Origin of the sequence: Agaribacter marinus, from assembly GCF_030160655.1 — a bacterium.
GTDB lineage: Bacteria > Pseudomonadota > Gammaproteobacteria > Enterobacterales > Alteromonadaceae > Glaciecola > Glaciecola marina.
On sequence record NZ_BSOT01000005.1, the window covers coordinates 1,782,457 to 1,796,209 of the forward strand.

The window sequence follows — 13,753 nt, forward strand, 5'->3', positions numbered from 1 at the left end:
ATTTCTCAGACACATATCACTAAAGTAACGAATACCGGCAATGTTAACATTATGTATGTTTGCCAGAAAGCTTAGTCGATACTTTATACAAGGCTTCTTGCTAATACTGATTATCTATATAAGCTATTTTCTTTTCAAAAGCTTCCAATTGAGATTTGTCTTGATAATCGTAATGGTATTGATTGTGAAATCCAAAAGATAGTTTTACTAGGGCATCCTCAATAAATACAGTGTAGCCGTCAAAGTCAGTATAAGCTTTAACCCCTTCAAGTGCATGGTGCTCTGATGTGTGCTCGCCATGTCGTCGAATTTTGTCAAACACACGCAATAGCATCTTGGCGTCTAGTTCGTTTTTCATTATTTTAAGCTTGTATGACTATTTTTATATTTATTCGTGCGTAAAATGAATAAGATCAACATGCCATAAAATTCAACTTAAAAATTTAAGCGAATCCCAGTGTAAATAGCGGCAGCAGAATACCCCTGCTCGCCTTTCACCCACTCTATTTCAGTTCTAAAGATTGTAGAGTGATGTATGTAAAAATCAAAACCTAGCCCAATTTGCCCCGCTAAGATTGTCTCATCAAATGCGCATAAGTCACCTAGGGGTCTTGCAGTATTTACAAGTGGTGCATTGCATGCATCCGACGTTGGCATTGACTCTAACGTTGTATCTATGGATAAGGCACCAAGTCGATAAAATAGTTCACCATACTTGCCTTGTGCCTTCCCTAAAAATGAGAGGAATAAGGCTGAATATTCGGTATTGGGTTCCCCATTAAGGTCAGGGACCTTTCCCGCGTTGTCTTCACCTAAAGACTGAAAACCAGCTTCAAGATACCAACTCGAACTAAGTTCGTAACCTAAGGCAAATTTATACGACGCACTATCAAGCTCAATATTTTCTAGCTCATTTTGAGAGTAGCCTACAGATACTACGGTATAAAATGCTTCATCAGCATGTGCAATGACCGTAGAAACCAAGAACAAAACGACTGCAAAGAAGTGAGTTTTCATATTAAATCCTAGAAAAAGTATTCTAACTGAATACTAAGATGGTCATCCCGTCGAATCGCATACGTCGGGTCATTTGGCGTATCACTGGAAAAAAAGTAGCCGTTGACTTCTAAACGCCAGTTCTGACTGAAGCGTGTAGAGCCTTCTATAAAAGCCGAATAACTATCGCTTTCATCTAAATCCTGCACAAAACCAAATAAAAACTCCGTACCTGAAAAATCGTTCATGAGAAAACGTGCGCCAAGCATCAAATCGTTTTGTCCGAATACCGCGGGGTTGTTTTCGCGTTCATCAAATTGGTGTTCCATCAGAATACCTAAATCGTAACCGCTACTAAAAATATCTACCAATGTATACTCAAACCCTGCAACATATGCAGAGTATTCCTCCTCTAAACGTTTCGCTGACAGCGCTTCTAGTTTAAATAACCAGCCATTCGCTACGTATAATGCATCAATACTCGCCTGCTGCAATTGAGGATAAAAACTGGCTAATGATGTTTGCATACTAACAACAGCATCTTCTTCTGGCCTAAAAAATACGTCGGGCACCCTGTCTGTGCCGTCAAAATAGGAGACACCTAGTTCTAATGAGCCGATACTCTGCTGCCACCGGACTGCATAGTCGACATTCGTTTCTTCGTCATCAGATTCGTACTGCACAAAGTCGGTATCCATCGGAAATGGCGCACGTAAACGGCCTTCAACACCAGAAAAGGTACGCTCTCTAAAGTAAGGCAACACGTAAACACTAATATAACCAGAATCAAGCAAATAGCGAACATCAAGCATCGGCTGTCCAAGCTTGTCTTCAGTATCAATCGATTCGACGAGGTCAGTCTGATTGATAATATCTACCAAATGCAAAGATTCAGTTTGTCCCCAAAATACTTTTCCAATGCCGGCTCTTACTTCAAACTTATCAAAATACGCGGCATACATTGCCTCACGGATATCCGCATGACTGCGTTCTGCGTCTCGTTGATCGATGCGAGCAAATGGCGAAAAAGTAAATACACCATTCTCTCCCACACTTGTTTCTAATTGCGGTGCAAGTGCAATAGATAGCTGGCTTTGGGTTTGAAATGGATACAATGCATCTTGGAAAAAATAACGCTGTTGTAAGCTAGCACTGCCAGAGTATGTAATATCAGCGGATGCATGTATGCTAAACACTGAACTGAGTAAACTTGCACCAACGCCAAAATACGTGGCCAAGCGAGTAACATTCTGCTTCATAACTTAACGCGCCCTTCTTAATGCATTTTTATCAAAATCCTGCTCATCCAAGCCCGTTTTAAACGTTATCTCACTAGTAAGAAGTGTTGTACTTTTGCCGGTTTGTTCATTATCCATATCTGCTCTTAATGCTCGCCAATATTTACCTTCGTATTGTTCGTATTCATCCATCGTCAATACTTTAAGCAATGCATCTTTTCTGTCATAGAATTCTATTTTATGCACACGGTAGTGTTCTTTATCTACCCATGCAATTTGCTTTTTGTAGCCTGAATACTTATCTACTGGAACTTGCTCTACCACAAAGCACTCGATGTCATTAAATGTATCGTCTTCTAAATAAGCAAACGTGAATTTTTCGATTTCGAAAGATGCCATATCCTCATATGCAAATTCACTTCCCATAAAAGGACCTGACTTGTTTCTCGTTGCAATACGTTTTACTCGCTTAATCGCGGGTAAGTAAATCCATTGGTCGTCAGGACCAACAGCATGAGAAAAACTTAAGAATGCTGTGCCTGCAACGTCTCTAGGTTGGTCAAAAATGGTGAGGGACTTATCACCATCATCCAAGACCTCTAAGGTCTTGACTCGAATGTCTCGTACGGATTCACGACCATCTGGCGACCGCAAAATCATTTGCGTATTAGCTAAAGTGTCTATCCACCCTTCATCACGCTTTTTCATTTCTTTTGCTATTTCTAGCCCTTTCTCCGCATCACGGGCGCTTACATGTTCGCTTGCCAACACAACACAACATAGTAAAACCGTTTTAACAACCCAATTGACGTTCATAAAATTTCTCATTATTTATTTGATTAACACGAAAACATCGCCCAATGGCGTCAGCTACTGCTTGTCTAGTTCACACAGTTGTTAACGGCATATTGGAAAAAACGTTAAGGGTTCTATTACTAAGATTATTTACGTCTGATGAATCTTTGCCATACGCGCGCAACAAAACCTTATATGACACGTCTGTTATGCCCTCAATGATTTACCAACTTTGGATACCTTGGTATCTATTTTCATACGAAAAAATGAATATCACAGGCTTACACTTGATGAACAATTTTTAAGCAGTATTTTTTGACCTGCTGTTAATTTTATGTTTATATGTACGAAACCAACTGGTCAGATGAGCGGATAAGTTAAATTATGAGTATTAGAACTAGCCTTAAAAAAGTATTACCCCCAATTTCGGTGACTGAACAAGAAGCCCTAGATGCTGGTGATGTATGGATTGAGTCTTCTATCTATCAAGGCAAGCCAGATATGCATGCATTACGCCAAATACCACAAGGAAAGTTATCCGCTGACGAACAAGCTTTTATTGAAGGCCCCGTGCAAAAGCTACTCGAAATGATTGATGATTTTGAGTTACAAAATAGTCAACATATTCCCGATGAAATACTACAATTTATTGGTAACGAAAAATTCTTCTCCATGATCATTCCAAAGAAATTTGGTGGATTAGAGTTTAGCCCTTATGCAAACTCTACAATTGTTGCAACAATCGCGGCAAAGAGTTCAGCAATTGCTGTGACAGTAATGGTGCCGAATAGCCTTGGTCCAGGTGAGTTACTTATGCACTACGGTACTGAGGAACAGCAAAATCAGTGGCTCCCCAAGCTAGCCATTGGCAAGGATATCCCTTGTTTTGCGTTGACTAGCCCTGAAGCTGGCTCTGATGCAGGTGCCATTCCTGACGCAGGCATTGTCACCAAAGGTAAATGGGAAGGCCAAGAAGTTATCGGCCTTAGAGTCTCATGGGATAAGCGCTATATTACCTTAGCGCCAATCGCGACAGTATTAGGCTTAGCCTTTAAAGTTTTCGATCCTGACCAACTACTGGGAGAAAAACTTGAGCTGGGTATCACTTGCGCACTCTTACCTAAATCACACCCTGGTGTAGAGCTCGGTAATCGTCACGACCCGATGGGCGCGACTTTCTACAATGGCACTACCCGAGGTAAGGACGTATTCATTCCAATGGACTTCATCATCGGTGGCCAGAAGAATATTGGCAAAGGTTGGCAAATGTTAGTGAGCTGTCTTGGTGCAGGTCGCGGTATATCGTTACCTGCGATGGGCGTGGCTTCGGCACAATCAGCATTTAAGTCAACTGCCGAGTACTCATTTGTGCGCGAGCAATTTGGCGTACCAATTGGTCGTTTTGAAGGCATTCAAGAAAAGTTAGCTGATATTGCGGGAAAAACGTTCTTAGTCGAATCCATGCGAGTACTTACCACTGAAGGCCTTGGTGAAGGTATTAAACCATCTGTCGTAACAGCGATTGCAAAGTACCATATGACGGAAATAGGCAGAGACGTATGTAACTCGGCCATGGACGTTCAAGCAGGTAAAGCAATTCAACGCGGCCCGCAAAATACACTAGCGAATTGTTATACTGCTCAGCCAATTGCGATTACTGTAGAAGGTGCAAACATCCTTACCCGAAATCTAATGATTTTTGGTCAAGGTGCCATGCGTTGTCACCCATACTTGAAGCAAATGGTAGATTTAATACATAGCGATGACTCATCTGCGGACGAAGCATTTAATAAAGTATTAGCTAAAACAGTCAAATTCAGTGTGAAAAACGCATTGCGCAGTTTGGTAAACAGCTATTTGCCGTTCATGCGAAATACTGATTCTAGTTTATTAGAAGTGCGGCCTTATGAGCGCAGATTAAACGCAATGTCCGCAAAATTAGCGCCGTTAGCAGATTTGTCTTTACTGGTACTAGGTGGCGATTTGAAAAAAGCAGAATTATTGTCCGCCCGATTAGGAGACGTAATAAGTCATGTGTACGGTGGTATGGCGGCTATTCGCTATTACGAACAAAAAGTAGAAAACCGACAAGAAGCATTACCTTACTTTAAATATGCAATGGAGTGGTCGCTATCCCAAGCAGAGCAAGCAATTAGTAATTTTGTCGCAAATTTCCCGCATATGCCGACGCGTTTATTAATGAAAGTACTCACAAATAATTATACTGGCGCAAGCAGAAAAATCAGTGACGACCTCATCAGAGAATTGTCTACCGCGGCACTACAAGATTCCAGTATTAAGCAACAATTGTCTCATTTAATTCGAAAAGTAGCAGGCGATGGAAACGATATTAATGAGCAAGCATTTAAGGCAAAGCATGCAGCAATGCCACTACTATCTAAAGTGCAAAAAGCTCTGAAAGCAGCACCGGTAATACCATTTTTGTCTTTCGAAAATGCAGTAAATAAACTTCAAGAACGCGGCGCGTTAAATGAGACTGAAGTAACGACTTTACTGGAGTACAACGAAAAACGTAAGTTGGCGGTCAGAGTGGACGAATTTACCTTTGACCTTGAACCTTTAATTACGCAGGATGGTACGGAACAAAACCCAGCTGACGCCGCTTAGTTGTCAGTACTATTATTTAGCCACGTATTGTTTAAACCACGTATTATTTAAACCAAGGGTATGTTTAACGACATACCCTTTTTTATTGAAGCCTGATCATATACGATTAACGTAACTTATGGCGGCTAAACACCTTCACTACGCCTAGATTACACTTACTTCAAGTCTGAAGTGTTTGATGCCCCGGTAGTTTTTACTGTAGGCTTAGTATGTATAAACATATCGAAATCAGCTCAATCTATTAAGTAACATAGTGTTGGGAACGAAATACGTAGGCAAAATGGTCAATGGCGCAGTTATATTTTTATTATTCAGCAATGAATGCAGGAAAATCGACATCACTCCTTCAATCCGCATACAATTATCAAGAGCGAGGCATGGCAGTAAAGTTATTCACAGCTGCTTTTGACGATAGGTTTGGAAAAGGGAAAATTGCGTCTAGAATTGGGTTATCAGCGCCCGCTGAATTATACGAAAATACGAGTGACTTGTACGAAATTACCAAACGCAGTCACCAGACAAAACCACTTGGTTGTGTATTTATAGACGAAGCACAATTTTTAACTAGATCACAAGTAAAACAGTGCTTAAATATTGTCGATCAATTGAATATTCCAGTACTCGCTTACGGACTGCGCACAGACTTTAAAGGGGAAACCTTTGAAGGCAGCCACTACCTCCTTGCATGGGCCGACAAACTTACCGAACTGAAAACGGTCTGTCATTGCGGCAGAAAAGCTAATTTTGTTGCCCGCACCGACCAAGATGGCAATGCCATCAACGACGGTGACCAAGTTGATATTGGCGGGAATGACAAATATGTTTCTCTCTGTAGACGGCATTATGCAGAACAAACAAACTTCTATTAAGACAATATGTCGACAAATGGCAAAACCTTGTAATGCGTAAAAACATTATTATTACCGGCGCAAGTTCGGGCTTAGGCGAAGGCATGGCAAAAGCGTTTGCCAAACGCGGCAGAAATTTAGGTCTATGTGCCAGAAGATTAGACCGTTTAGAGGTCCTCAAAGCGGATTTATTGCAGATAAACCCTGACATCATCGTACATACACAAGCCCTAGACGTTAACAATCATGACGCTGTATTTAGGGTATTTAATCAATTTCGGAAAGATTTCGGTGTAGTAGACAGAGTATTTGTTAACGCCGGCATCGGCAAAGGTGGTGCTATTGGTGCCGGTCATTTCAAAGAAAATAAAGAAACCTTTTTAACGAATGCGGTATCTGCACTTGCACAGTGCGAAGCAGCGGTTGAAATTTTCAGGGCACAAAATCATGGTCATTTAGTCACAATATCATCGGTCGGTGCAGTACGAGGCTTTCCCGGACTAATGAACGTGTACGCTGCCAGTAAAGCTGCGCTATCATCTTTAAGTGAAGGTTTGCAAATAGAGCTACTACACACGCCTATTCAAGTGAGCACCATCCACCCAGGCTTTATTCGAACCCCAATGAATGAAGAGGCGAAAAGTCTGCCTTTTGCGGTCAATATAGAAACCGGCTGCAATGCCATAGTAAACGCGATAGAAAAGGAAATAAAAAATGCTTACGTACCGTTTTGGCCATGGGCCTTATTACATTACTTATTACGTATTGCACCACTAAATATATTGAGAAAACTAAGCTAAGCTGTTTATTGTCGTGTTATCTTATTGCAGCGTTATGCATCTGAGCACTTAAACAAACGAATGGTTAATATTTAATGCAAAGTTCCATATTTACCGAATTGCTATTACCTGCCCTACTCGCGTTTATTATGTTTGGCATGGGCTTAAGTTTAAAGCCTGAAGATTTTTCACGCTTATTTAAAGCCCCAAAAGCTGTTGCGCTCGGTTTAATTGGGCAAATGCTGCTGCTTCCACTGATGGCATTTTGCTTAGCTATCTATTTAGACGCGTCTCCAGAAACAGCTATAGGCATGATGATTCTAGCCGCCTGTCCAGGCGGCACTTCATCTAATCTATTTAGTCACATAGCAAAAGCAAACTTAGCACTATCAGTATCACTGACCGCAATTACTACTGTCATCTGTGTCGTTTCAACCCCTTGGTTAATTAAATTTGCTATAGAATACTTCTCTCAAGGTGAACCAATACAATTTTCTTTACTCAGCACATCCTTAAGTCTCATTATGATTTCATTGGTGCCTGTCAGTGTTGGCATGCTGGTGAGGAACAAAAAACCCAAATTTGCGGCAATGGCAGAACCTAAATTTCGTGTCTTTTCTCTAGTATTCATGGTGGTCATCATTGGTTTAGTTGCTTGGAAAGAAAGAGCCGTAATACAGCTAGCCTTTCCAGATATTTTTTTCTATGCCTTAATCCTCAATCTGTCTGCAACTTTGCTTGGTGTCATTATCGCTAGACTGGGCAAACTAAACAGTAAAGATGGCATAACGCTGGGGATTGAAATTGGCACACAAAACGGCACGATGGCGATTTTAATTGCGCTTAGTTTTATTCAAGAACCGGCCTACTCCGTCGCACCGGCTGTGTACGGCATACTAATGTATATTGGGGCCATATCGCTCGTCTTGTATTCGAAGAAATTTGCTATTGAAAAAGCCTGACGATTAACACAGACTAGAAGCACTTACAGTCAGCCAATAGCGTTTCATGCGTTCTTCATATAGCCAGTTATTTCGATGTTTACTTGTATTTTCAATATGCATTGGCGCAAATGCCACTGCCAATATTGACAAAAATGCCCTTAAAAATACGGTTGAACAAGCACTAAAAGCGTTTCATACACCTGGTATGTCTATCACAATCGTACAAAATGATGCAGTGGTATTGTCACAAGGATATGGATTTAGTCAGATTGATGAAAACATCCCGGTCACATCAAGAACTTATTTTCGTTTAGCGAGTGTCAGTAAGGCATTTACTGCAGCCGGTGTCGCTATACTTGTTGATGAAGGTCGACTTGGTTGGGATGATTTAGTGATAGACCACCTACCAGACTTTCGTTTACAAGATAACTATGCCACGCAAAATTTTACGGTAAAAGACTTACTAACACATAACTCGGGACTCATCAGTGGCGCAGGTGACAGTATGATTTGGCCTGAGCCTAGTGGCTTTAACCGAGATGAAGTAGTTCAGAATTTACGTTATTTTAGTGCGGAGTATGCCTTCAAATCACGCTACGCATACAGCAATGTAATGTATATCACTGCCGGAGTGCTTATTGAAAAATTAAGTAAAATACCCTTTGAACGCTTTATAGATGAACGAATTTTTTCGGCACTCGATATTCCTTGTTATAGTGGCGCTCACCCGACTGACGTAGCAAATGCCAGCGCCATGGGATATGCCCATAGCGATGCACGTGGCATATATCCGGTGCCTCGAAATGCGATTACAGGCGATGCGTTAATGTCTGCAGCAGCTGGCGGAATGATTTGCAACGCAGATGGCATGTCAAAATGGTTAAACGCACTACTATCGATTGAGTCCTTGCCTTTTAGTAAAAAACAATTAGATTTAATGTGGCAAGGTCACACTATCCTCAATGTACCCAACATCGATAAACAATGGAACGACACGCATTTTAAAGAATATGGACTCGGTTGGCGTCTTTCAAATATCGGGGAATACAAGGTCATTTCACATACAGGCACATTATCAGGTTATCAAGCGTATGTTGCCTTAATCCCAGAATTGTCGCTTGGCGTGAGTATCTTTAACAATGGATCAAATTACGGCGCCAGAGGTGCGGTAATGCAGACTATCCTCAAGCATTATATTAATGCAGCAGATGCTAATACTGATGAAAATAACACTGAGAGTGGCCAAGCAAGAGATAATAGCGCAGCTAACAATACAACTTATATCGATAGTGAACGAGCACAAACAGCGATCGATTGGACGCAAAAATACATTGACTATCAAGCCATTCGTGAAAAACGCTGGTTACAAAATAATGCGCCGCCTGTCGCTAATTCAGATACCATTGTCAACGTCAGTGATATAGTCGGCACATACAAAGACGATTGGTTTGGCGACCTCGTTATCTACGTAGCGCCTAAAGGCAATAACGACGAAAAGCTCCGAATACGTTCATCACGAATGAAGACACTTAAGGGAACTCTCAGTCCTTTTCAAGATGCGACTTACAAGATTGATTGGGACAATGAAAACGCACAGGGCGATGCTTTTATTCATTTTGACTTAAATGTTGAACGAACAGTAACAGGCGCAAGTTTACATCCATTTACAAAACGAAAGAAACGTAACCATGCATATCGAGACATGTACTTTAATAAATTGGATCCAGAATCGACGGAATGAAACTTAAAAAACGCCTCTTTATCCCACTAAGCTTAATACTTGTTTGTATTATTTTGATATTCGAAATATCGCCGTTAGTGGAAAACTCAAAAGGTATTCAACCCCAACAAGTTAGACAAGCAAAGCAGCGAATAAAATTGTTTGCTGACGGCTTGGCGGCTGATACAACAACCGTTCGACTAACGATTTCTCCAGAACAGGCCAGTGCCATAGGAGCAGCGGTCTCAAGTATCATACCTAAAACCGCCACTGATTTTGGCTTTAGCCCAACTGCGATAGAAACATACACGTCAACAACACTCATTCCTCGATGGTTATTTTTAAATACTACGTGCTATATTGAGTTACACCAAACAAGCAGCAATGTATCTCATTGCTTTGTAGGAGATTTACCCCTACCTGGCGCGCTTGTCAGCGCATTAAGTTATGGCGCAACATCGCTATTGTTTGACAGTGAAGTTGCCAAGACAATAGACAACATTTTATCTGGGTGGACACTTAAACAAGGCAGTTTGCATTTAATCGCAAGCAAACCTCGAGATTTCAAACAACGCATAAACAAATCATTAGATTCTGCAAAACAAGTTGCAAGAGTGGCAATTAGCCAGTCTATCCCTTCTCCAGATAAGATCCAAGCTTACATCGATAGCCTAGAAAACCAGAACTTTTCATCGATGTCATTGGCTTTGCCCATTAAACATTTGTCGCTACAAGCGACAGTGGAATCCTTGGATAGCGACCCAGTGGAAGAAAACAAAGCCTTTATCTGGGCACTCGCCGTTAAATATGCCGGTTCGCGCTTTGCTAAATTGGCAGGCGTGACGCCGGTAACTGTCGAACCCTACCAATTGAGGGGTAGACGAGATCTTGCACTTCACTTCATTTATTCAGCAATCTTGCAGCAAATTGGTGATAATCAGGTGAGTTTTGCAATAGGCGAGCTAAAAGAACTAGACGATACAAATGTGGGCGGCAGTGGTTTTAGCTTTGCCGATTTAGCGGCAGACAAAGCAGGCACACTTTTCGCGGATACGCTAACTAAATCCACAAAAAGTGCGCTAGTATCGCAAAATTTACTCAACTTGATTTCAGATGAACGCACATTCATGCCATTCGTTCATGATTTACCTGAAGGTTTACATCAACGTGACTTTGAACAATTGTTTCGACATACGCAATCCGACACTTACTTACAATATGAACACTCTATTTTAGACAGAGTTACTCAATTAGCGTTACATTCAACGAAGCGTAATAAAAGAACGCCTACATCCATATACTCGCAGGTAGCGCCTGTCACCAATGGGCAATGGTATGCAATAGATACTCACATACACAGTAAATACTCTGACGGTGCACATTCTATTGATGAAATTGCCAAAAAATCCATTGAACATGGCTGCGATGTTATAGCCATCACCGACCATGGAGACAAGAATTTAACGCGCGTATTATCTGACGCTTGGTTTAATGATGTTTCCGCGGCAAATCGTAAGTACCAACAATTAACGGTAATACCCGGACTAGAATGGAACATACCGCCTTTTAATGGCCGAGAACATGCTACCGTATTGTTCCCCAATTCAAAAGGTACTCAGCAACGACTTCGAGAGTTTAGAAACAACTTCGATCACTATGGTGAAATCAATCAGCGTTTATTGTCGTCTAACGACGCGTTTGAATGGATGAACAATCAATCATGGGGTGCCTCACGCCAACCCGTGATTATCTATAATCATCCAAGCAGAAAAGATAACAACGCCTCTGAAAATCATTTTGATCTTTCGAATTGGATGCATCAGTCCAAGGCTGTTATTGGCATGTCAGCTGCACCAGGACACCAAAAGAAACGGGGGTTGTATAATGGTTCTTACGAAAAAATACTCCGCACTATTCATGGGTTTGACCCCGTATCCGGTGTAATCGGTGGAGAATGGGATAAACTGCTGCAAGATGGAAAACGTGTGTTGTCTGCTAGAGCCGCTTCAGACTTTCACAATACGTCTATGGATTATTGGCCTTGCGAGTTCTCAAGTACACATGTTTACGCCGCCTCACCGTCTCAAAATGATATATTGAACGCCTTACATGCTGGCAGAACATGGGCACAACATGGAAAATTTATTCAAGCACTTGAATTCAAAATAACGACCCTGTCAGACACATTCTACGCGGGCGACATTGCGCATAGTGCAACACTCACTCAAGATGAAACGGCGTCAATAGAAATACGCTTAACACTCAATCATGCTGATTGGCAAGCACTGCCCACAAGTATTGATGAGCTGCAGTTAGTTGTTATATTTGATGACTTTGTTAAACCCATCAACCTTATTCCTTTGCTAAGATCAGCGTCAGACACTAGTCCCCAAACAAGGTCATCATCGAGCAACAAAATTTTTTATGTCAACCTCCCCCTTGGTAACATGGCTGGCGCAAATGCAATTCGTCTACAAGGGCGCAGTATGCAACCAGAATTACATCATTATCAATTTGTCAGCAATCCTATTTTTATTGTGAGAAATACCAAATGAAGCAATACAGGGCAGTTATAGTGTCGGTGTTAGTCGTCTTAATGGCTGCATGCAATAATGCAAAAGAACTAGATCCAAATAGTGTCAATTTAGGTGACGCTGGCGCTAAATTCAAAACACTCAATGACAAACACTTCAAGCCGCCGAGTTTATCAACCATTTCTGGAGACTATGTCAACACTGGCGCTTCAGTTTGGGGAGCGCATGGGAGAGATCGATTAGGACGAATTTATTTTGCGGTATCTAATTACAAGGACTACAACGCATCCTCTTTTTTGTATCAATACGATCCTAGAAGCAACCAAATTACGCCACAAAGTGATGCTCTGACTGAATTAAAACGGAACAATCAATTTATGGACGATATGTCGCAAAATAAATTGCACTCTAAATTGTTTCAAGCAGAAGATGGCTATTTGTATTTTTCGAGCTTTGATGAAACAGGCGAATCGAATACTAAAAATCCGACATGGGGCGGTGTGTTTTGGCGAAAAAAGCCTGAGAGCATCGAATGGGAATATTTATTTTCCACCGAAGAGGCGCTCATTGCGGTAAATTCTAACGGTCGATTTGTTTACGCCCTTGGCTATTGGGGACATGTACTTTACCAATATGACACACAAAAAGATGCCGTCAGAAAAATTAAAGTCGGCAGTGTACCCGGACACATTTCACGTAATTTTTTGGTCACCAACAATGGCCATGTTTTCGTACCTAAAATATCAGGGCCAACCGATTTAATGGTTGAATTAATCGAATATGATGAAAAACTGTTTCAGGTAAATACCTTTACACTAAACGAATACTGGAATACCAACGCGAATGACAATCACGGTATCGTGAGCTACGTTCAGTTAAAGAATGGCAGCACCCTATTCTTGACGTCTACAGGCAATTTATATGAAATTGTACAAATGGAAAGTGACAGAAGTAAAGTCAACAGTCTAGGTCCAATAAGTGATACAGGAGAGAAAGCTTATGTATCTTCGCTTTTTTCGCCCGACGGCGAAGAGATGCTTGTCGGTCTAGGCAGAAATGAGGGGGCAGCTCAATATCAGTGGTATCTATACAATATCCCGAGTAAAACCCTTGTAAGCTATCCAGTTAAGGACATCGATTTAAATAAACACTTGCTGTACGGCTCTCTCACTTCAGACAATGACGGTAACTTCTACATCGTTGGGTCAAATAGGCAAAACAGTGAGAAGCATCGCCCAATTGTGCTGAAGGCCTCATATTGAGGCCTTCAA

The 13,753-nt window shown here is 41.3% G+C and carries 11 protein-coding genes; 7 read left to right on the forward strand and 4 right to left on the reverse strand.

The window, feature by feature from the left end:
- Window positions 1-100: 100 nt before the first annotated feature.
- From QQK00_RS09455 to QQK00_RS09470, 4 genes are all read right to left on the reverse strand, one after another.
- Window positions 101-358 carry a DUF3081 family protein gene (locus QQK00_RS09455; RefSeq protein WP_284217228.1) on the reverse strand — a complete coding sequence of 86 codons (258 nt, stop codon included), beginning with the start codon at window positions 356-358 and terminating at the stop codon, window positions 101-103.
- Window positions 359-435: 77 nt separating this feature from the next.
- Window positions 436-1,017, reverse strand: coding sequence for a hypothetical protein (locus QQK00_RS09460; RefSeq protein ID WP_284217229.1), 582 nt, complete (start codon window positions 1,015-1,017; stop codon window positions 436-438).
- Window positions 1,018-1,025: 8 nt separating this feature from the next.
- Entirely contained in the window at window positions 1,026-2,255 is a 1,230-nt protein-coding gene (locus QQK00_RS09465; protein WP_284217230.1) for a hypothetical protein, read from the reverse strand.
- 3 nt (window positions 2,256-2,258) lie between these two features.
- Entirely contained in the window at window positions 2,259-3,050 is a 792-nt protein-coding gene (locus QQK00_RS09470) for an outer membrane lipoprotein-sorting protein (protein ID WP_284217231.1), read from the reverse strand.
- Between the two features lie 363 nt (window positions 3,051-3,413).
- On the opposite strand from QQK00_RS09470, the gene QQK00_RS09475 reads away from it, so the two are divergent.
- From QQK00_RS09475 to QQK00_RS09505, 7 genes are all read left to right on the forward strand, one after another.
- On the forward strand, window positions 3,414-5,657 hold the full coding sequence (locus tag QQK00_RS09475) for an acyl-CoA dehydrogenase (RefSeq protein WP_284217232.1): 2,244 nt from the start codon (window positions 3,414-3,416) through the stop codon (window positions 5,655-5,657).
- Between the two features lie 287 nt (window positions 5,658-5,944).
- Window positions 5,945-6,526, forward strand: coding sequence for a thymidine kinase (locus QQK00_RS09480; RefSeq protein WP_284217233.1), 582 nt, complete (start codon window positions 5,945-5,947; stop codon window positions 6,524-6,526).
- A 32-nt stretch (window positions 6,527-6,558) separates the two neighbouring features.
- Window positions 6,559-7,305, forward strand: a complete 747-nt coding sequence (locus tag QQK00_RS09485; RefSeq protein WP_284217234.1) for an SDR family oxidoreductase — start codon at window positions 6,559-6,561, stop codon at window positions 7,303-7,305.
- Window positions 7,306-7,379: 74 nt separating this feature from the next.
- Window positions 7,380-8,246, forward strand: coding sequence for a bile acid:sodium symporter family protein (locus tag QQK00_RS09490; RefSeq protein WP_284217235.1), 867 nt, complete (start codon window positions 7,380-7,382; stop codon window positions 8,244-8,246).
- A 46-nt stretch (window positions 8,247-8,292) separates the two neighbouring features.
- The gene (locus QQK00_RS09495) at window positions 8,293-9,969 is read left to right on the forward strand and encodes a serine hydrolase (RefSeq protein ID WP_284217236.1); all 1,677 of its coding nucleotides are present in this window, start codon (window positions 8,293-8,295) and stop codon (window positions 9,967-9,969) included.
- On the forward strand, window positions 9,966-12,503 hold the full coding sequence (locus QQK00_RS09500; RefSeq protein WP_284217237.1) for a PHP domain-containing protein: 2,538 nt from the start codon (window positions 9,966-9,968) through the stop codon (window positions 12,501-12,503). Before QQK00_RS09495 ends, QQK00_RS09500 begins: the two co-directional genes overlap by 4 nt.
- Entirely contained in the window at window positions 12,500-13,744 is a 1,245-nt protein-coding gene (locus QQK00_RS09505) for a ligand-binding sensor domain-containing protein (RefSeq protein WP_284217238.1), read from the forward strand. Before QQK00_RS09500 ends, QQK00_RS09505 begins: the two co-directional genes overlap by 4 nt.
- The last annotated feature ends 9 nt before the right edge of the window (window positions 13,745-13,753 follow it).